Below are 19368 nucleotides of genomic sequence, written 5' to 3'. Positions count from 1 at the left end.
AAATTGGTCCATGAAAACTAGTCTTCTTACATCGAAGACTAGTTTTTTTATATTTTTTAACTAAACGTTTAATTAGTATATGCTATTGCGGGTAAAAGCTTTATTCTACTGGATTAGCCGCTTTTAACCAAACGTTTGATTAGTATAGACTAATTCTTTCTATTCCTCCGTGGTCGAATCACTAGTTCCCCCCAATTTGAACAAATATTGCCTAAACATCAATAATAAAGAAATAGGATTTTCTTTCAGATACAAAAAAGAAACCCCAACATTGTAGGGTTCATCTTGTTATAAAATATTTTTATTTGCCCTTGGCACAAGATAAGAAGGCATTTCTTCCTTCAATCGCCAAACAAAATTCATCGGCTTGCTGCCGGAATGGCTGACATGGTCAGCAGTTCCAAGGAAAACAAATGGTGCTGTATAACCATTTTCCTTTTTATACTCTCTGACAAACAGTGCTATTTTATGATTATTCTTTTTATGGTTAATATAGCGTTCAGCTATTTTACTTCCCTCCGCCACACGACTTTGCGTTTGCCAATGAAAAAGATGTTCATTAATCGCATAATCGTCATACAAAGTAGATGGTGAAAAATCCTTCTCTGATTTATTTAACGTTATGAAAAAGATATCAAGCTTCTTACTTTCAAAGTGTTTTACTCCCTCACGAAATGCTGGGCTAGTGCTCTCATTGTAATACCCAAGAGCCGCTAGAATCTGAGAAGTGTTATAACTACAATGAACACCTAATGGACAATAAAAATTAAAGTCATTCTCAAATTCCATTGTTTCTAAGGACTGATAAAGGAACTGCAAGATTTCCTTAATCTCATCACGAAACTCTGGCTGCGCCAAAATTCTAGCTACCCCTTCCTCAAGGGTAATAAAGCCTTCATTGGCAGGGTGAGAATTATAAAATGAATAATAGAAGATTGCCAACATCAATTGCTCTTCCTCATTCTGAACCGTTCGTAAATCAATATATTTCACTAAAAATTGCAGCAACTTTTTTGAGTTTAAATGAAATAAATTAGGCAAACGCTTCTTCACTACTTTTTCATCAGCGAATTCAAAATTGGGTGCTACACCTGCTTCTACCATCATCCGGCTATAACTACGGTCGCCATTTTTTCCATAAAAATCATAAATCGAAAGGTGATAATACTTTAAAAAGCTCGCCAGCGTTAGAGACATACCCGTGTCTTCCTCAAAATATTTCATCTTGGCAATCAAGTTTCCACGAGTAATGGCACTGGATTTAATGTTTCTTAATATATAATCCTTCGCCTGCTTTTCTAATTGAACAAAGCAGCCTTTTGGCAAATGAAAGAACCCATTTTCTAGGTAGTGTTGTACCGAATGCTTTGTTTTTCCAATCAAGGCCCGAAACTTTTCTTCAAAATTATAGTTTTTATGAGCTTGCCCAACATAATCTAGTACTGTCAGGCATTCTTTCCCTTCCGCTAATCGAAGTCCCCTTCCCAACTGCTGCAGGAACACTGTCAAACTTTCTGTCGGACGTAGAAATAAAATGGTATTCGCTTCAGGGATGTCGATCCCTTCATTATAAAGATCGACCACAAAAATAAATTTAACTACACCTTGTATAAGCTTGTACTGTGCTTCTCTTCTCGTCTTTCCATCGACATTCCCATAAAGTGCTACAGAAGGAATACCAACCTTATTAAAGAAATCCGCCATATACTTTGCATGTTCGATTGAGACGCAAAACCCTAACCCTTTAACTTGGTCAATGTCGGTAACGTATTTATAAATACTTTTTACAATCTGGCTGCTTCGGTGAACGTTCGAAGTATAGACATTCTCCAATTCTCTAATTTCATACCCTTTACGGCTCCATTTCAATTTGGACAAATCAACCGTATCACTGATACAAAAATACTGAAACGGACTCAATAGCTTTCTATTAATGGCTTCCGTTAACCGCATTTCAGCAGAAATTGTATCATCAAAATAAGTTAATATATCCTTTCCGTCCATCCGCTCAGGTGTTGCAGTCAGTCCAAGAAGAATACTCGGTTGATAGTAGCTTAACAGCCTCTGATAGGATTCAGCTGCAGCGTGATGAAATTCATCCACGATGATAAAATCATAAAAATCACTTGTTGTGACTTCATATAGTTTTTTACTATTAAAGCTTTGAATGCTTACGAATAAATGTTCTAGTGACTCTGGTTTATGGGTGCCGACCAACATATCGCCAAAATTTGAATCCTTCAAAATCACTCGGAAGGTTTCAAGACTCTGTTTTAAGATTTCCTCACGATGCGCAACAAACAACAATTTGGCAGACCTATTTTTGTTCTTAAATCGTTTATAGTCAAATGCAGAAATAACGGTCTTCCCCACACCCGTTGCAGCAACAAGAAGGTTCTTCATTCGACCAAACACTTCACGTTCTACTTGAATCTTTTCAAGTATTTCTTTTTGATAGAAATAAGGTTGAATATCGAAGATGAAATGATGCTCATTCTCGTTTTGGTTTTTACTTTTTGATAGAGCATTCTTTAAAAGCTCCTGATCATTCTCACTATCCGGTCTGAACATTCTAAACTCATTGTCATTCCAATAGCTCTCAAATGTAGCTTCAAATTTTTTTACAATATCAAATGAATCCTTTTCAGTAACCTTAATATTCCACTCTAAACCAGAGGTTAAAGCTGGATTTGAGAGATTTGAGGAACCGATATAAGCAGTACTAAATCCTGTTTCTCTTTTAAAAAGATAGGCCTTCGCGTGAAGTCTGGTCCGCTCCACATCATAGGAAATCTTAATTTCTGTATTAGGCAATTGGCTAAGTTCCTTTATCGCCTTATAATCCGTCGCCTCCATATAAGAGGTAGTAATTACTCTAAGCTTGTTGTCTGGATTTTCGGTAAAAGTTCGCAGTTCCTCAATAATACAACGCAGCCCGCTCCATTTAATAAAGGAAACAAGCATATCTATTTTGTCGGACGTGAGGATTTCCTTTTTCAACTCACCTAGCATATTAGGTTCATAATTCGAGCCTGTAAAAAGTGAACTTTGTGAAAGCGGGGTGACTGGCCGAACAATTTCACCCTTTTGAATGCTGCGGATTGAATTGATTCGAGAATAGATAGAGGTAAGAACCTCTCCTTCCTCCTCAATTCTAAGCTGTCGGAATTCCTCCTCATCAAGCCGATCACTTAATGTTGTGATAATTTCATTACAGGTCTTAATTTGATTAACTAATGCTTGTTGGTCATTACTTTCATTGTCGCGGACAAACTTAAGGGCTTTCCTTGTTACTAAGGATATGTAAGAAGATAAAAGTCTTCTGGCCTCTTCAACGTCGATAGATTCTTTGCCAATGTCGTAGGTGGTGATATCTAGCCCGTTAAGATCATTCTTTAGTTTTTGTGTAATAATTTCTTCGTAGATTCCTTGTTTGAGCATGGTGATACTCCTTGTATTTCCCATTTCTAATACTATTATTTAACATTTTCTTTGTTATCTATAATAAACCCTTTTTTAAAAAGTAAGATATTTAAATTTCACCGTGAAAGATTAGAATATAATTTCCACTTTTTAGTTTAGTTGTTTTTTTATAAAGGGCTGTCTTCGCAGAAAAGGCACTTATGTTAATATTAAAGATATTATATTCTCTATTGTTTGGGTTATCATCTCTTTAAAGGAGGAGGAACTCCCATGTACGTTCACCGGGACTTTCCTGAATTTTCGTGGTCTAATTCTAGGCATAAAACATTCCTGGAATGTGTGCGAAAGTATTATCACCAATACTACGAATCTCATAACGGCTGGTTATATGAAGCACCCGATGAAAATAAAGCAGCATACCGGCTTAAAAATATCAAAAACATCCCCATCCTGTTGGGGGACCTAATCCACAAAGCGATTGACTGGCAGCTCAAGAAGTTTCTCAATGACAAAAGCCTGTTTACTGAAGATGAGATGATTACTTTAATCACTCGAAGTCTCAATAAGGCTTACCTTGATTCCACCAAACATCGACAGCATTGGTTTAACAAGCCGAAGCAATACCAAATGCTTCATGAAATCTACTATGGAGACGGGCTTAGCAAGGATGCCATTGCTTCTGCGAAAATGAAGCTGGACCTATGTATAAAGAACTTTTTTACAAGCAGAACCTACCAAGATATTCTGACAAAACTAGAGATGCATGTCCTGCATTCAGAGGATTTTCAAACGTTTGAGGTTAATGGTGTCGACGTGTTTGTGGTACTCGACTTTGTTTACAAAGATGTGAGTCAGGAAAAGTGGATTGTCGTCGATTGGAAAACGGGGAAAGAGTCGGAGGATGACCGTAAACAGCTCGCCTTTTATGCCCTTTTTCTATCAAAACAACACAATATTCCAATTGAAGATATCATCCTTCGCAATGAATATTTGCTATCAGGCAAACACCAGGAATATAAATTAACCGAGTTCGAAATTGAGTCCGCTCAAGCCTTAATGAATGACAGTATCTATTATATGTTGAAATACCTTGAGGACCCCGTGAAAAATAAGCCGGTGAATATTGAACAGTTTGAGATGAATCCTTCGAGAAAGTGTCAAAGCTGTAATTTCAAGGAGAAATGTTTGTCGGTTCATGATTCACTGAATGGTTAAAAATCCTAAACCAAAATGGAAATATTTCCTCCATGGTTTAGGCTTTTTTATTAGGGGCAAGTGCTAATTCGGAATAATGATCTCTAGTTTCCCTTCCTGATTGACAATTTCAACCGCCTCGTCAGCAAACAAATAAGGAGTATCAAACCTGTCCTGCTTTTTGATATCCAAGTAACTATTATTAGTAGTCAGAACGGGAAAAACCGCGTTCGTTTTCTTGAATAGATTTTGAGTAACTTCTATTTCCGCCATTAAAATAATTTGTTTATTGGAAACAGAGAAAAATAGTTTTCCACTCTCTCTTTCATTCTCATCCATAATTTTGATCTGTTGAAGGATGGAAATCAGACAAGTTACAAAATCGTTTATATGCTCATTTTCTAGGGCTGGTAATTGATACTCTGCCAATGCTTTATTCAATCCGGTTTTGATTTCTTTAAAGGAAAACACATCCTCAATTCGGATCGCGGCTTTTGTTTTTCCTAGATTTTCAAACTTCTTTCTTGTTTCAACAAGGTACTCCTTAATATAGCCTGTATACTGCTCTCGCTGCACCGCCAAATCGGCCAGCTCCTGAATCCAGCAAATCTCTTTACTGCGATTTCGGATTAACAGCAAAAAAGCAAATACATCCTTTTCATCAAACGTATGATTAACTAACTTTTCATAATAATAGTTCAATAACAATTGTTCTTTCTTATCCATTGGTTTGCTCCTAGAAGAATTATTTCTATCCTATTGTAAACTTATCCTTTTAATAGGACAAACCTTCTAATGGACTAGTTTAGTATAGAAAAACGGAGAAAAGTCTGCGAACAATCGCAAAAGCCCAAATGCTCAAAAGGGATAAATAGCTAAGAATTTTTTTCAATCAATGGGATTGTTAGACTGTGATTGAATATTATCTAAATAAGTTAGAGATATCGCGGGGTGAATGCATGAAAGTTCGTTCCATTCGTTTTAGTACTGTGTTATTGATCATAGGGGGGTATTTTTTAAATCCAGCAGGATGGATAGAAGCTAAACAAATGATCGGTTAGTTTTCCCTTGGAGGATTCCTCATTTAAGGAATCCCCCTAGGAAGTAGATCCCATGGAACCTATCCTTTACTGCACCGGCTCCAAAACATCGGTCTTCTGATGGGTTGATGCCGCTTTTTTTGTTACTAAACTAACAATTAATAAAACGGTAATATTAATAAATAAGGCGATTATTCCATCGTTCAAGTCTTTAATGGCTTGGGGAAGATGCGGGAATAGCTCGGCAATTTTTATATTCCCTAAATCCATAAAGGACACCAACACACCACCAATGATAATCCCGGCAAAGGCACCCTGTTTCGTCACAAAATTCTTTTTCATCAAGCTGGCAAAAAAGGCAGGGGCAAGTTGAGTAATAAAATTGTAAGCGATGATGGCGATACTAAAAAGGCTATTTCCACCTTTAAAAGTCAAATAAATAGCTGCAAGTGAGATAAACGGAACGAGATATTTTACTAGTTTTGCAATCTGATTGTCCGTTGTGGCTGGAGAGAATACCTGATAAATATTTTTAGCAAACAAAGTTGAAATCGTCATTAATAGTAAGGAACTTGGTACTAAAGCCGCTAACACACCGGCTCCGCCAATCAGCCCAACAAACCATGGGTCGAATGCCTGTTTGGAAAACTTGAGTAAGATTAAATCAGCTGCACTTCCCTCTAATCCTGGTGTTTGTAAAATGGCTGCAAATCCTACAAAAAAGGCAAACAACAGAATCAATTGGTAAATGGGCATGAGGGCTGCATTTTTTCGCAAAGCCTTTTCGCTGGAGGCTGCAAAAACGGGAGAAAAGCCATGCGGCCACATATAGAATCCGATGGAACTTAAGATGACGGTCGATATATACCACGATACGCTCATCCCCTGTTCAGGAAGTATAGGGAAATTTGGTTTCGCTTGATTGATCGCCTCGAACATCGGATGAATACCACCGTAATAATGTATAGGGAAATAAACTCCTAAAAATACCACAATACCTAGAATCAAAATATCCTTCAAAATCGATGTCAGAGCGGAACCGTGAATACCAGAAATCATCACAAAAATGGTTACCCCAAGGGCTCCGACCCAAATGGCAGCCTTAGAAGAGATGACCCCATAAGAAGTTGCCGTCACGATATAGCCTAAGCCTTTGAATTGAAGTACTAAGTAGCAAGTACATGCCACAATCCCAATCACAGCAACAAGAACTCCAAGGTAAGGACTCTGATATTTTTTTACAAAAAAATCAGATTGAGAAACTAATTTGTGTTGCTTTGCATACCTCCAAATCGCGGGAAATACAAAATAGGAAATGACCGTAGCCAGGCAGCCGTATGTGACGATACTAAAAATCGAACCCCCATCCCGATAAGCAGAACCGCTTGCTCCTAAAAAGGTAAAGGTCGTATACATTTCACCAGCTGACAAAAGGAAAATCAACAGGGTTCCCATTCCGCGGCCCCCCACCGACCATTGTTCCAAGTTCATTTCTTTCCCTTTTTTTGCCCAAATCCCTATAGCAACAGAAACGACGAAAAATGACAAGATGAATAGCACGGCAATATTCATTTTGAATTCTCCTCCCGGTTAGCTGGATCTAAAATATAGATAATTCCAAGGATTCCTGTGGTTAAAAAAGACCAGAGTACAATCCAAAAGTGAAAAAACGGCATTCCGATCACATAAGGAGTCATTCTATTTGTAAATAAAGCCCCTGCAACAAGGCCAAGAAATGGAATAACGGCTAGCCAATAGATGGATTTCATTCCCTCATCCCCCTAATCGTTTTGATTTAATAGTTTCAAAGTTCCGTGGACCAATAACTTCGTTCCATCCGCTAAAGCTTGTTCGTCAATTGTAAATTTGGGATGATGGTGTGGATAGATAATCCCTTTTTCTTCATTACCCGCACCAATTGAAACATAGGATCCTGGTACTACTTTTTGAAAGGCTGAAAAATCTTCACTTGCCATCATTGGCTTGACCAACTCCCGGCAATCTTCTCCAAAAACTTCACAAACCGTTTCGTCTATTACTCTCGTAACTTCCTCATCATTTATAACAGAGGCGTAACCGAACTGATAATTAAATTGATAGGTGGCTCCATGTGCTTCCGTAATCCCCTTTACAATGCGTTCAATAAAGTTCGGTATCTTCTTCTGCAAGTCCGGGTTAAAACATCGGACGGACCCTCCAATCGTTACCGTACTTGGAATTACATTTATCGCACTTCCCGCATGGAACTGGGTTACTGAAATCACGGAAGTTTCCTGAGCATCCTGATACCTTGAAACAATATGCTGGAGATTCGTTACCACCTGAGCTCCAATTGCAATCGGATCAATCGTTTGATCGGGTTGTGAGGCATGTCCTCCCTTACCTAAAACGGTAATTTTAAACGTATCCGCTCCGGCCATCATCGGCCCATAACTCAAACCAATTTTCCCAAGTGGAAGAGTAGAAACCAGATGGGCCCCAAGGATTGATTCTACTCCTTCGAGGACACCTGCGTTCACCATTTCTTGGGCACCGCCTGGCGGCTGCTCCTCGGCATGTTGGAATAAAAAGCGAACCTCCCCCCTTATTTGCCCCTTTAACTTTGTCAGAATCTTTGCAGCGCCTAAAAGCATCGCTGTATGCCCATCATGACCGCAAGCATGCATGACACCTAAATTCCGTGAAACAAAGTTAAAATCATTCTCCTCCTCAATTGGAAGCGCATCCATATCCGCCCGCAGTGCGATTACCTTTCCAGGCTGCTGCCCCTTCAACCGGGCCATAATACTTGTTTTTGTCGGACGTGAAATTTCCAGATCACCAAAAGTCTTTAATGTTTCATAAACATATTGGGCTGTTTTTACTTCCTGAAAGGATAGCTCCGGATACATATGTAAATATCTTCGCCAGCCAATCACTTCCTCTTTAACCTCTTCGATTAAATCATTAATCGTTATTGTTTGGGACACGCCCATCAACCTCCTTTTTATTTTTGGATAGTTTAAGGAAAAAATTCCTTAAATGAAGTATATAGGTTTGCAAATTAAGTTTCAATAGTTTTTTGAATTTTATGAATGCAATAATCTTTAGGTATTCTGAAAAAAGCCAAAATAAATAGCACCCAAAACGATGGATGCTTATAACAAACGATATATTTTACTCGGTCTTCCACGAGTAGCATAGGCCTCCTGGCCAACATATTTTGCCAACTCCACTTCACACATATCGGTTACAATACGGCGCACATTACGCTCTGTCATCTCAAGATGTGCCGCTAAATCTTTGGTTGTAAAATCATTCCAACCCATTTTTTGAATGAGAGAAACGATTTTTTTATACGTTTTAACGCTGATATTTCCCTTTTTTAATTTTTCAATAAGGATTTCATTTTGGGAACGGATTTCATATTGTAATTCATTGTTTTGGCCGGGTGATTCGATAATCTTTCCATCATCTTGAACCATAACAATTTCGCGCTTCTTCATTTCCTTAGAATGTTGTATGGCACGAAACGCATTGATTTCCGCAGCATAGGCAGTCTCGCCGAAACCTATTCCTACTGCAACAGTCGTTTCTGCCTCAAATGCCAATTTTTGAACAGTTTCTTCAAGTGAGGCAATTTCACGTTCAATTGCGCCGCGGGAGCTAAAAATCATGTATCGGCCGTTCCCCTTCTCAGAAAAAGACCCATTTATTTTTTCGCCCAGTTGAATCAACATTTCTTTTAGTCTGAGCTCTAAGTACTGTAAATGGTAAGGGGTTTTCATTTCCTCTGCTACTCTGTTAAAATATTCAACCTCAATGATTTCAACGCCAATTTGTCTATCTTTAAAATAGGAGGTCTTTACTTTTTCCAAAAGGATTCGAAGCGTTTGCCGAATTTCCATCAATGTCATCGACATTCGGTAGGCAGGAATTCCCTTCTCTCTTAATGCCTCGCAAACGGATGGGAAACAAGTTAAAACTCCTTCAATTTTTCCTTGATTCCATAACTCTAGGTGAAATTGCAACAATTCATTCGTATTAACATCTAACTCAAATGCTTTTGTATAGACCGTTGTTTTTTTTATTTTAAGTTGTGATAAAGCTTCCTCGCTTATATTGTTTGTCGTCATCGTATCTATGCTAAGTTTTTTAATCAATCTCCCTAGTTCATCACTCAACTCTAAAAAGGCTTTAAAAAAGCCTGATTCCGTAGCGGGAACATGGACCATGATCATATCTGTACCCAATGTCCTTTTCCCAATTTCATAGGGGAGTGGACCAGAAAAAAGCCATGCATGCACACGGGAGTGATGTTCTTTTACAATGTTCTCTACTTCATCGATATCTATATAGGGGAAAGAGATGATCTCTAATTCCTGTTTATATTCTTCTGCCAAATCTAAAATCTGTTTTATCGAAGCTTCAAGGCCGACTAATCCGATTTTAAACATTCCGTATTCCGACTTCCTTTATAAATCTGTAATTTTCGTTGCACCATTACTGAGAATTGATAACAAAAAAGTACCTGTCCTAACATTATATCAGTTAGAGGCAGGTACTATAAATCAACATTTATTTATATTTGGCTACATTAATAAGGAGATCTCGCACCCAAGTATCTTGTTTTCCAATAGGATACTGTCATGTCGGAGATAACAACACCTTGGTCTGCCGCACTAATGAATTTATTGTTGCCTAAGTAGATTCCAACATGTGATGGACCTGCTTTGTAGGTTTCAAAAAAGACTAGGTCCCCTACGCTTGGCGAACCAACTGGTGTGGTTGCACTCCATTGTGTGCTGGTAGTTCTAGGTATTGAAATTCCTACATGATCGAATACATATTTTGTGAAACCGCTGCAATCAAAACCACTAGGAGTATTTCCACCCCAGCGGTATGGTGTGCCTATGTATTTTTGAGCTTCAGCAATTACTTCTTGGACCTTTGATGCGGAATTAACAGCAGGTTTTTGAGTAGCCTCTGCTTGTGGTTTCGCTGCTGGTTTTTGAGTCACATTTGTTTCTGGCTTCTCAGCAGGTTTTTGGACCGCATTTGTTTCCGGCTTTTCAACTGGTTTTTGGACCGCTGTTGATGTCGAGGGTGCTGCTGGTTTTACAGACTCTTTTGAATAAGTGTTTCCTTCAGATTTTTGAGTCTCAGTTAAGCTGGACTTCACGGCCGGTTTTTGAGCCACCTTTGTCTCCGAAGGCGTGGCAGGTTTTACCGCAGTTTTTGCTTCGGATTTAGCCACTACACTTTTAATGATCTCTACTCGCTTCACAGCTGCTTTCGCTTTGGATTTGGTAACTTTTCTAGTCGGAACTTCAGAAACTTTATACGAAGCAGATGTTGATTGTGCACCAGTCACACTTAATGTTTGTCCTACATGAATGCGGTCTGATGTTAAGTGGTTGATATTTTTTAGCTGTACAACAGATAGATTAAAACGAGCTCCAATCTCAGATAGCGTGTCCCCTTTTTTAACCACATATTTTTGGTTAACAGAGAGGGTCGGAGCAGAAACTTGAGTACTAGTATTTGAATTTGGTATTTTTAATTGCTGGCCAATACGAATCAAATCTGATGATAAGCCATTCAAGCTTTTCAGCTCACTAACAGTCGTACCATTTGCTCTTGCTAGTTTCCATAGACTATCACCAGGTTTTACGGTGTAGGTAAGGGATAATTTTTGATTTACATATATTTTATCACTTGAAAGGTTGTTCCATTCTTTTAAGTGATTGATTGAAACATTTTGTAAATGAGAGATTTTCCAAAGACTATCACCAGGATGAACCGTGTATGTAGGTTCTTGTGCATTGGCAGTGGCTCCAAATGCAGTTAGTACAAGCCCGGCCGTTGCAGCTGCTGTTACTAGATTTTTTTTCAACTAAAGCACTCCTTACTTTCATTATTAATACATAGCTATAATAATGAAAAGTACAATCATGCACATCCACACAAAGTGGTAATACAGTAAATTTATTGAATATGTGGTCGTGTAAACGCTTTCTATTACAAACTATAGAAATAGCGGTAAATATTATAACATCGGGGTTTTACCGCTATTTTTTCCCATCTACAACTTGATCTAAGTAACACATTTGTAAACAATTTTTAATCTGTTAGAATATTTTTTCATGAATACTATTAGCCTAGTAAGAAATTCTGTTGTTGACGATATATAGACATTTTGACCTGTTTTGGATGAAACTGTCACCTAGCCGTTTATTAGTGTTGTTATTGACCTATATTTAGTTTTTGAATCAGCTTTAGCACTAACGGGCTGGTCCCATCTGGTAATTCTCGTATCGGAAAGAATCCAGCAGCAAGCGATTCCACCCCATCCACTTTGATGTTACTGCTTTTAATATTATTTGAAGTATATACAATTGTAACTGGATAGAATTCATCGCCATTTTCCAGCTTTCTGAAATACTGCTTTCCTGAAAAAACGTCTACCAGCTCGAGCTGGCCAATTTCAACTCCTGTTTCTTCAAAGACTTCCCTTCTTCCCGCCTCTTCAGCAGACTCCCCTAATTCGAGGAGACCGCCTGGAAGCGCCCAGATTCTCTCCGGCCGTTTTTGTAAAAGAATTTCTCCTTGTTCATTGATCACACCCACTACTGCGCCTACTAAAATAAGCGGACGGGTTCCGATGACTTTGCGCAAATCTTCAATATAGCCCATATACGTCCTCCAAAAATGATTTTATTTCTATCATATCATTTTTCCATTATTACTAATTACTAGTGCAAGCCCTTTCAGTCTCGTGTATAATGGCTAACTAGAGTAATAGACGACGTAATTTTTGGAGTAGACTTGTATGAACCAGCAAAGGGGATATACGCATTTTTTTACAAATAAATATTGGGTCATCGTGGTTGCCGTGTTTTGCTCAGTTCTATGGGGGAGTGCCTTTCCGGTTTTAAAACTAAGTTATGATGAGCTTGGCATGGCAGAAGACGATTTATCGGCAAAAGTTGTTTTTGCGGGAATCCGTTTCATGATGTCGTCATTACTGCTACTATTTTTCATGCTCTGCGTTGATCGTAAGGCGCTCAAAGTAAACTGGCGGCAATGGCCTGCCATTATTGGTTTAGGGCTGTTTACAACGAGTTTAAGCTATTTCTTTTTTTATAATGGATTAGCCCATACATCGGGGATGAAGGCATCGATTTTAAACTCCAGCGGTGTATTTTTCGTTGTTTTTCTGGCACATTTTGTTTATAAGGATGACCGCTTAGATTGGCGGAAGGTTTTTGGTTTGATTACTGGTTTTGGGGGTATTGTGCTGTCCAATTGGGGACAGGATGCCTCACTGGATTTTTCGTTTTATGGAGAAGGATTTATGCTGCTTTCTGGATTAGCCAGTACTTTCGGTACCTTTTTATCCAAGCGCCTTTCTGCAAATCTTCATCCGTTTGCCTTAACTGGGTGGCAAATGTTCACTGGTTCGCTGATCATGCTCGTGGTGGGAACCCCAAATCTTAAACCACATGCTTTTGACTTTACGGTGAATGCGTGGGTGCTATTGGGGTATGCAGTCTTTTTATCCGCAGCGGCCTTCGCCTTGTGGACCTCTTTGCTCAAGTATAATAAAGCGGGAGAAGTTTCCCTTTATAAGTTCGTTGTACCCGTTTCCGGGACCATTTTATCCGCGATGTTTCTACCGGGTGAACATATAACGGTTAATACAATTGTGGCTCTTCTACTTGTAGCTGTGGGTTTAATGGCTGTGAATCAGAAAGGGAAAAAGGGCTTGTTTGGTTTTAAAAGATGGCGGCGGACTGAGGAGCAACTTTACAAATAAAAAAGAGCTTGGGGCAAGCTCTTTTTTATTTTTCAAATGATAATTCTTTAATTTTTATAATCCAATCCTTGAAGCTTGCGAATTCATTCGAATCAAATCCGAAGTATTTCTTGATGATTTGGACAGATTCGCTCTCTTGATGATGAAACACTCCATCTGAATAGATTAATTTAAAAAGTTCAACTAAGACGATATTTTTGGAACGTTCCGATTTGAATATCTTGAGTATATCCTCGATGGCAAGGCCCTTTAATTGATAATCCTCGAGTTCCATTTCCTTTTTATATTTAGTTAAAATAGTTTCTTCAAATATAGATCGATTCCCGTCAATCGCGGCAATTAAGTTAGCTAATTCAAGAAATGCTTCTCTCTCTTCTGAGTGAAGTTCTGAAAGGAACAATACATACATCTCCTTATTTTCTTTGTTTCTTTATACGAATATTAACATATTTAGTTTAAATTTTATAGAAAATAGGTAACTTGTACTTTTTTCAAAGGATTATTGAAGCATAGCGAGGGTTTCACAAATTTCCATAGGTTCTAAATTACCCATACTGAAAATACAATAGTTTTGGTCTTATTCCCAATAGGAGGGCTTACGATGAAAATTCAAAGACTTGGCCATGCTATGTATATTTTTAAAAGTAAGGAAGGGAAAAACTACCTGATTGATCCTTTCTTTGATTTAAATCCCGGGTTTCCGCCGGATATGGATACCGCTGCGTTCTATCAATCTTTTGACTGTGTTTTTCTAACCCACGGTCATTTCGATCATACGAGTGGGCTGGCTAAGATTATTGAACATAAACCTGAGATGATGATTGTTGCGCAATATGAGCTGGCTCTGATTCTTCTACAGCAAGGGATTAAAAATGTGCTGCCGATCAATTTAGGGGGCTCCGTTTCCTTTGATGATGTGATTGTTACGATGGTTCAGGCGAAACATACTTCTTCCTATCGAGAAACAGAAGGCCCCCCTGTGTATGCAGGAGAAGCCGCCGGTTATATTTTTGATTTTAAGAATGATTATACTGTTTACCACTCAGGGGATACTGCCTTGATGTCCGATATGAAGTTAATTCAGGATGTGTATCAGCCTGAAATTGCAGTATTGTCCTCTTCTGGGCATTTTACAATGGGTCCGAGAGAAGCAGCCTATGCGATAAAACATTTGTTAGACGTTCATTACGTCATACCGAGCCATACCTTCCCAACTAACGAAACCGCGGCATCACCTGAAGCCTTAACCCAATTACTCAATGCATTTCCTGTAGTCGATTTCATGGTCGACAAAGACAAAGAACTAGAAAAACTATTAAAAGACTACCCAAAAACAGCCGTCATCCCCCTCGGTTACGGAGAAGAAGTCACATTTGAGAAATAAAAAAGACGTGCTTTATATTCGACAAAATTCGGGCGGTGACAGGCACCGCCCGGATTTTGTCGAATACATCCACGCCCCCCAATAAATACCTAATAGCTTTTGATTGCCAGTATGATAGAATTTAGGAAAAGTTGATTGGGAAAGCGGAGGGTGAGCGGGGATGGGTAAAGATAGGATTTTGTCGATTTTGGAGAGGGAGTTAGTGGTTGCTCTTGGCTGTACGGAGCCAGTTGCGATTGCATTGGCTGCGGCAACGGCAAAAAGCTATGCGAAGGGCAATATTCAAAAGATTCATCTGTATGCGAGCGGGAATATTATAAAGAATGCCAAATCGGTTGGAATTCCAGGGATGTCGGCTAAAGGTCTTGATTTTGCTGCAGCACTTGGAGCAGCAGCAGGAGACCCTGATAAGAAGCTGGAGGTTCTTCATGGTCTAACGGCAGAAGATGAGCTGCTTGCATTAAAGCTGATTGAAGCGGGAAAAGTCACAACCGGACAGGCAGATACACCGAAACGACTTTATATAGAAGTAGTTTTACAAACAGATCAGCAGACTGCAAAAGTGGTTATATCTGATAATCACAGTAATATCACCCTAATCGAGGTAGATGGAAAAACGGTTTTCCTTGGCGGCTGTGAAAACATCGGGATTCAAACCGATGAGGAAGCATTAGAAGAGCTTACCATTGATGAAGTCTATGATTGGCTTCTTACTGTTGACCCTCATGACCTAGATCTTGTAATAAAGAGTATCGAACTAAATCGGAAGATTGGGATTGAAGGACTCTCCGGAGAGTACGGGCTTAATGTTGGACGAACCATTAAGGAAAATGTAATAAAAGGATATCTATCTGATGATTTAGCGACTGCCGCTATGTCACTTGCTGCTGCAGGGTCTGATGCAAGGATGGCAGGTTCCACCCTTCCGGTAATGGCCAATACGGGGAGTGGAAATCAAGGGATTGCGGTAACCCTTCCAGTGGTTGCGGTTGCAGAGAAGCTGAAGGTTTCGGAGAAAAAAATGATTCGTGCGGTTGCCCTTAGTCATCTGGTTACGATTCATATCAAATCCAAGTTTGGCCGCTTGTCCGCCTTATGCGGCGTAACGGCTGCCGGGATGGGAGCAAGCGCAGCGATTGTTTACCTGCTTGATGGCGGCCTTCCCCAAATTAAAGCAGCAATCCAAAATACGATTGGCAATGTTTCGGGGATGATCTGTGACGGGGCGAAAGCAGGCTGTGCGATGAAAGTCTCAACCTGTTCCAATGTCGCCGTTCAATCCGCCCTACTGGCACTAAATAACCAAGCAATCCAATCAACCGACGGCTTCATTCACGACGACGTAGAAAAAAGCATCGAAAGCTTCTGCAAACTCGGAAACGAAGGAACCCGACAAACCGACCAACTCATCCTGCAACTCATGCTCGAGAAATAAATTGATCATAAATAACCCTTTTTTTGTATGGTCTCATTCCACAAAAATCGGGTGGTGACAGGCACCACCCGATTTTTGTCGAATCACCTATTTTGGGTAGGGACAGGGCGTTTTTATTTTTATACAAGCTCATAATGTTATAATTCATAATATTTTGAATATATATAAATATGTTTTAAAACATTCTCACCGGAAAGGGGCATATGAAACTATGGATATTTGCATTTCTTGTGGAATGGAATTGTCAATTTTGGAAAGGACTCGAGCTGAGTGCTGGGATTGCAGGGATACGACAACGGAAGCTTATACAGAAGAGGAATAATGATTGCTGTTATAGATAAAAATGTTAGAGAAAGCTGCCTGATCATCTCTCAAAGGGCAGCTTTTTCACCTTGCTGGAGAAAAGTTGTTTTTTACGATGAACAGTTTGGAAATATTGAAACTAAATGAGAATATAATCGTATAAACCTATGTATAGTACAAGTTATAGAATTTCATAAAATTTATTATAGATGGGAGAATTAAAATTGGGCTTAACCATTTTTCAATTTGGACAGACTCTTTTTGAGGCATACTATTGGCTGATCTTAATATCTATTTTTGGTTCCTGGTTTCCGGCTTTTCACTCCTCCAAGATCGGCGGATGGATTAGCAAACTAGTTGAACCATATTTAAGCATTTTCAGGCGGTTTATCCCCCCTCTTGGTCCGATTGATATTTCGCCTATCGTCGCACTCTTTGTTTTTAATTATTTAAGTGGATTTGCCTTGGAAGGCCTCCGCCGTTCGTTGAATTTTATTGGGGTATAGGAATCTAGAGAAGACAGTAAGCAGGACGGCTACTGTCTTCTATTTATTACATATTCCTGCCGTTCGCAAACGCGCTGAGATCTTGATTATATTTTTCCACTGACTCCCAAAAGGGAGAATGCCCGGCATAAGCATAAAGGGAAAGAATTGAGTTTGGTATGATCTGAGCGTTTTCAATAGACTGGGCCGGATAAATTATTTTATCCTTTACACCATGGGTAAGAAGGACCGGCTTTTGAATGGTTGGGAGCAGGTCATCATAAGATTCGGATCGTGTGATAATCGCTTCACGAACATAGGGAGGAACCATTGTGTTATATCCTAGTATGAAGTAAAAATCGTTCAATGTTGGGTTTTGCGCAAACAGGAGCGTTACAAATTGCTTGAGGGCATTCGTACTTTCAAGGGCTTTTTTGGATATAAGCCCAGGAATGACGGCTTGCAAGGCGGGAGTATAATAGGTGCCTCCAGAACCAGAGATTCCCGAAGAAGTTCCAACATTCACTAGGTTAATACCAGAAATATCCCCTTCCCCATAAATTTGAAGATAATCCAAAACAACCTTTCCACCGTAGGACCAGCCAACCAGCAATGGCTTTTTTAGATTTAAGGCATGAATAACCGACTGGATGTCATCCGCCCAGTTTTGTTGATTGTGATACCCTTCCTTTGGCTTTTCAGAAAAACCGTGACCGCGTAAATCCAAGGCAATTAGGCGAAATTGCTCTAACTCCTTGGATTGAAACTGATGAATCCAACTAAGATGGTTTTGCGAAACATCATGAACAAAAAGGATTGGCTTCCCGTGCGGATTTCCACTCTCCACCACAAATAACGACGTTCCAGATCCCCCTTTAATAAAAAAAGATTTCATTTAACACCTCTCCAATAAAAGATACGTTATTATACTGGAGGAGTTGTCCAAATGTGACAAAATTCGGGCGGTGCCAGGCACCACCCGAATTTTGTAGAATTTATATAGTGGCGCCATGCCCCTAACTTCTTATTTATATTCCCTTCGAATAATGGCGATGTTTTCTTCGTGACAGGTTTTTGTGAAGTTTGATGGGAAAGGCATTTCTTTTTCCAATGCAGCTATTGCCTCTGTGTCCTCTTTTTTAACAGCAGTAATTAATTTCTCTAGGTAATCTTGTGATAATTGAATTCTGCGCTTAATTTCCCCTCGACTTGTCGTCGCCTGCCCATGTCCCGGGACCATAACAGAAACTTTATGCTTCTCAAGAATCTGCTCTGCTTTTTGAAGTGTTGCTTCGTATGCCTTTGCACTGTCGTAGATAAACGGCAGCTCGAAATCAGATAGATAATCACCAGCAATCCAAATGCCTTCCGGCTCGATGACCGTAAACAATCCATCATGCGTATGGCCCGGTGACAGGTAGAAGGTAATCGTGGTATCGCCAATCACTAACTTCTGACCGTCTTCTTCGATGACAATATCGACTTCCTCCGGAAAAACAATTGGATAAGGTGCTTTAATGTAATTTTCATTATAAAATTGCTGGATTAAGTACACTTTTTGTTCCTTATTTGGGTGGTCCCTCAGTCCCTTGCTTGCGATTACCTTGGCATTCGGGAAGGCTTTGTAGCCAATGACATGGTCAAAATCACCGTGCGTAAAGAGAAGGTATAGTTCCTTTTCCCCTTTAATCCCGTTTACATGTTGCTTTATTTCCTCTATTTCGTGAGGAAGCCAGTTTGGGTCCACAACAAGAACAAAATCCTTTGAATGTACCACCGTACAGGTTGTTTGAAATAATGCACTTTGAAACACCGTTATGTATTCATTTTGAAATTGGATCATGGCGTCTCCCTCTTTTTTAAAAATTTTATCATTTATTTCCCCAATTATATCAAATCAACCAGGTTACATATTAAGGATTGCATAAGACCAGCACTAATTAAATATGATAACAGTAAGGAATCCTAAATAAAGGAGCTGTTAGCGAATGGCCATCTTCAATAAAATCGCCTTATTTTTTGTTGTCTTATATTCCTTCATCATCATTATAAATACTTATTTAGGAGAAACTGAACGGGTTCAATCTAACGTTATATACCTTCTTATGAACGGATTTGCTTACATTGTAACGGCAATGGAAGTGGAAAAAGAAAAGCTGCTATTAGAAGGATTGGAAGCTTGATTTTAAACTTCACCACAAATAAAAAGATACCGAGACACTTTGAACTGCACCCCAATTGTTAGACACAAATAACAATTGGAGGTGCAGTTTTTAATTATGACCAAATATAGTTTAGAAACTAAA

At 39.2% G+C, this 19368-nt stretch carries 17 protein-coding genes; 6 read left to right on the top strand and 11 right to left on the bottom strand.

The features are described 5' to 3' along the window. Nucleotides 1-288: 288 nt before the first annotated feature. Nucleotides 289-3441 (bottom strand): DEAD/DEAH box helicase, encoded by a 3153-nt coding sequence (locus ACFQZ9_RS21135; RefSeq protein WP_498945241.1) that lies wholly within the window; start codon nucleotides 3439-3441, stop codon nucleotides 289-291. Nucleotides 3442-3693: 252 nt separating this feature from the next. On the opposite strand from ACFQZ9_RS21135, the gene ACFQZ9_RS21130 reads away from it, so the two are divergent. Then, on the top strand, nucleotides 3694-4638 hold the full coding sequence (locus ACFQZ9_RS21130; RefSeq protein ID WP_198313522.1) for a PD-(D/E)XK nuclease family protein: 945 nt from the start codon (nucleotides 3694-3696) through the stop codon (nucleotides 4636-4638). A gap of 63 nt (nucleotides 4639-4701) precedes the next feature. On the opposite strand, the gene ACFQZ9_RS21125 is transcribed toward ACFQZ9_RS21130, so the two are convergent. From ACFQZ9_RS21125 to ACFQZ9_RS21095, 7 genes are all read right to left on the bottom strand, one after another. After that, complete coding sequence (locus ACFQZ9_RS21125; RefSeq protein WP_498945240.1) at nucleotides 4702-5343, bottom strand: hypothetical protein; 642 nt, start codon at nucleotides 5341-5343, stop codon at nucleotides 4702-4704. A 401-nt stretch (nucleotides 5344-5744) separates the two neighbouring features. After that, entirely contained in the window at nucleotides 5745-7229 is a 1485-nt protein-coding gene (locus ACFQZ9_RS21120; protein WP_498945239.1) for a sodium:solute symporter family protein, read from the bottom strand. After that, nucleotides 7226-7426 carry a DUF3311 domain-containing protein gene (locus tag ACFQZ9_RS21115; RefSeq protein WP_498945238.1) on the bottom strand — a complete coding sequence of 67 codons (201 nt, stop codon included), beginning with the start codon at nucleotides 7424-7426 and terminating at the stop codon, nucleotides 7226-7228. Before ACFQZ9_RS21115 ends, ACFQZ9_RS21120 begins: the two co-directional genes overlap by 4 nt. Before the next feature lie 12 nt (nucleotides 7427-7438). After that, nucleotides 7439-8626, bottom strand: a complete 1188-nt coding sequence (locus tag ACFQZ9_RS21110) for a M20 family metallopeptidase (RefSeq protein ID WP_498945237.1) — start codon at nucleotides 8624-8626, stop codon at nucleotides 7439-7441. A 168-nt stretch (nucleotides 8627-8794) separates the two neighbouring features. Further along, nucleotides 8795-10093, bottom strand: a complete 1299-nt coding sequence (locus tag ACFQZ9_RS21105) for a hypothetical protein (RefSeq protein WP_498945236.1) — start codon at nucleotides 10091-10093, stop codon at nucleotides 8795-8797. A 140-nt stretch (nucleotides 10094-10233) separates the two neighbouring features. After that, nucleotides 10234-11532: a C40 family peptidase gene (locus tag ACFQZ9_RS21100; RefSeq protein ID WP_498945235.1), complete on the bottom strand. Its 1299-nt coding sequence runs from the start codon at nucleotides 11530-11532 to the stop codon at nucleotides 10234-10236. A 350-nt stretch (nucleotides 11533-11882) separates the two neighbouring features. Further along, on the bottom strand, nucleotides 11883-12332 hold the full coding sequence (locus ACFQZ9_RS21095; protein ID WP_498945234.1) for an NUDIX hydrolase: 450 nt from the start codon (nucleotides 12330-12332) through the stop codon (nucleotides 11883-11885). A 136-nt stretch (nucleotides 12333-12468) separates the two neighbouring features. Here ACFQZ9_RS21095 and ACFQZ9_RS21090 point away from each other — a divergent pair, with 136 nt between their 5' ends. After that, nucleotides 12469-13455: a DMT family transporter gene (locus ACFQZ9_RS21090; RefSeq protein ID WP_498945233.1), complete on the top strand. Its 987-nt coding sequence runs from the start codon at nucleotides 12469-12471 to the stop codon at nucleotides 13453-13455. A 25-nt stretch (nucleotides 13456-13480) separates the two neighbouring features. Here ACFQZ9_RS21090 and ACFQZ9_RS21085 read toward each other — a convergent pair whose 3' ends face one another. Then, complete coding sequence (locus ACFQZ9_RS21085; RefSeq protein WP_198313514.1) at nucleotides 13481-13855, bottom strand: hypothetical protein; 375 nt, start codon at nucleotides 13853-13855, stop codon at nucleotides 13481-13483. A gap of 201 nt (nucleotides 13856-14056) precedes the next feature. Here ACFQZ9_RS21085 and ACFQZ9_RS21080 point away from each other — a divergent pair, with 201 nt between their 5' ends. The 3 genes from ACFQZ9_RS21080 (at nucleotide 14057) to ACFQZ9_RS21070 (ending at nucleotide 17083) form a co-directional block, all read left to right on the top strand. After that, nucleotides 14057-14839 carry a metal-dependent hydrolase gene (locus tag ACFQZ9_RS21080; protein ID WP_498945232.1) on the top strand — a complete coding sequence of 261 codons (783 nt, stop codon included), beginning with the start codon at nucleotides 14057-14059 and terminating at the stop codon, nucleotides 14837-14839. Between the two features lie 160 nt (nucleotides 14840-14999). Continuing rightward, entirely contained in the window at nucleotides 15000-16274 is a 1275-nt protein-coding gene (locus ACFQZ9_RS21075) for an L-cysteine desulfidase family protein (protein ID WP_498945231.1), read from the top strand. A 527-nt stretch (nucleotides 16275-16801) separates the two neighbouring features. Further along, a complete protein-coding gene (locus tag ACFQZ9_RS21070) occupies nucleotides 16802-17083 on the top strand; it encodes a YggT family protein (protein WP_232490266.1) in 282 nt (93 codons plus the stop codon). 46 nt (nucleotides 17084-17129) lie between these two features. Here ACFQZ9_RS21070 and ACFQZ9_RS21065 read toward each other — a convergent pair whose 3' ends face one another. Together ACFQZ9_RS21065 and ACFQZ9_RS21060 are read right to left on the bottom strand one after the other, a co-directional pair. Continuing rightward, nucleotides 17130-17957 carry an alpha/beta fold hydrolase gene (locus ACFQZ9_RS21065; protein ID WP_198313510.1) on the bottom strand — a complete coding sequence of 276 codons (828 nt, stop codon included), beginning with the start codon at nucleotides 17955-17957 and terminating at the stop codon, nucleotides 17130-17132. Between the two features lie 129 nt (nucleotides 17958-18086). Next, the gene (locus ACFQZ9_RS21060; RefSeq protein WP_498945230.1) at nucleotides 18087-18905 is read right to left on the bottom strand and encodes an MBL fold metallo-hydrolase; all 819 of its coding nucleotides are present in this window, start codon (nucleotides 18903-18905) and stop codon (nucleotides 18087-18089) included. Nucleotides 18906-19050: 145 nt separating this feature from the next. Here ACFQZ9_RS21060 and ACFQZ9_RS21055 point away from each other — a divergent pair, with 145 nt between their 5' ends. Continuing rightward, nucleotides 19051-19245: a hypothetical protein gene (locus ACFQZ9_RS21055; protein ID WP_498945229.1), complete on the top strand. Its 195-nt coding sequence runs from the start codon at nucleotides 19051-19053 to the stop codon at nucleotides 19243-19245. Nucleotides 19246-19368 lie beyond the last annotated feature (123 nt).

This window comes from Neobacillus sp. GCM10027624 (genome assembly GCF_042675345.1).
Taxonomy (GTDB): Bacteria; Bacillota; Bacilli; order Bacillales; family Cytobacillaceae; genus Neobacillus; species Neobacillus cucumis_D.
This window is presented reverse-complemented; position numbering and strand designations above follow the sequence as displayed.

Excerpts from the sequence above, each read along its gene's own strand:
- ACFQZ9_RS21135 (WP_498945241.1), bottom strand. The coding sequence starts at position 3,441 with ATGCTCAAACAAGGAATCTACGAAGAAATTATTACACAAAAACTAAAG.
- ACFQZ9_RS21130 (WP_198313522.1), top strand. The coding sequence starts at position 3,694 with ATGTACGTTCACCGGGACTTTCCTGAATTTTCGTGGTCTAATTCTAGG.
- ACFQZ9_RS21125 (WP_498945240.1), bottom strand. The coding sequence starts at position 5,343 with ATGGATAAGAAAGAACAATTGTTATTGAACTATTATTATGAAAAGTTA.
- ACFQZ9_RS21120 (WP_498945239.1), bottom strand. The coding sequence starts at position 7,229 with ATGAATATTGCCGTGCTATTCATCTTGTCATTTTTCGTCGTTTCTGTT.
- ACFQZ9_RS21115 (WP_498945238.1), bottom strand. The coding sequence starts at position 7,426 with ATGAAATCCATCTATTGGCTAGCCGTTATTCCATTTCTTGGCCTTGTT.
- ACFQZ9_RS21105 (WP_498945236.1), bottom strand. The coding sequence starts at position 10,093 with ATGTTTAAAATCGGATTAGTCGGCCTTGAAGCTTCGATAAAACAGATT.
- ACFQZ9_RS21095 (WP_498945234.1), bottom strand. The coding sequence starts at position 12,332 with ATGGGCTATATTGAAGATTTGCGCAAAGTCATCGGAACCCGTCCGCTT.
- ACFQZ9_RS21090 (WP_498945233.1), top strand. The coding sequence starts at position 12,469 with ATGAACCAGCAAAGGGGATATACGCATTTTTTTACAAATAAATATTGG.
- ACFQZ9_RS21080 (WP_498945232.1), top strand. The coding sequence starts at position 14,057 with ATGAAAATTCAAAGACTTGGCCATGCTATGTATATTTTTAAAAGTAAG.
- ACFQZ9_RS21075 (WP_498945231.1), top strand. The coding sequence starts at position 15,000 with ATGGGTAAAGATAGGATTTTGTCGATTTTGGAGAGGGAGTTAGTGGTT.
- ACFQZ9_RS21065 (WP_198313510.1), bottom strand. The coding sequence starts at position 17,957 with ATGAAATCTTTTTTTATTAAAGGGGGATCTGGAACGTCGTTATTTGTG.
- ACFQZ9_RS21060 (WP_498945230.1), bottom strand. The coding sequence starts at position 18,905 with ATGATCCAATTTCAAAATGAATACATAACGGTGTTTCAAAGTGCATTA.
- ACFQZ9_RS21055 (WP_498945229.1), top strand. The coding sequence starts at position 19,051 with ATGGCCATCTTCAATAAAATCGCCTTATTTTTTGTTGTCTTATATTCC.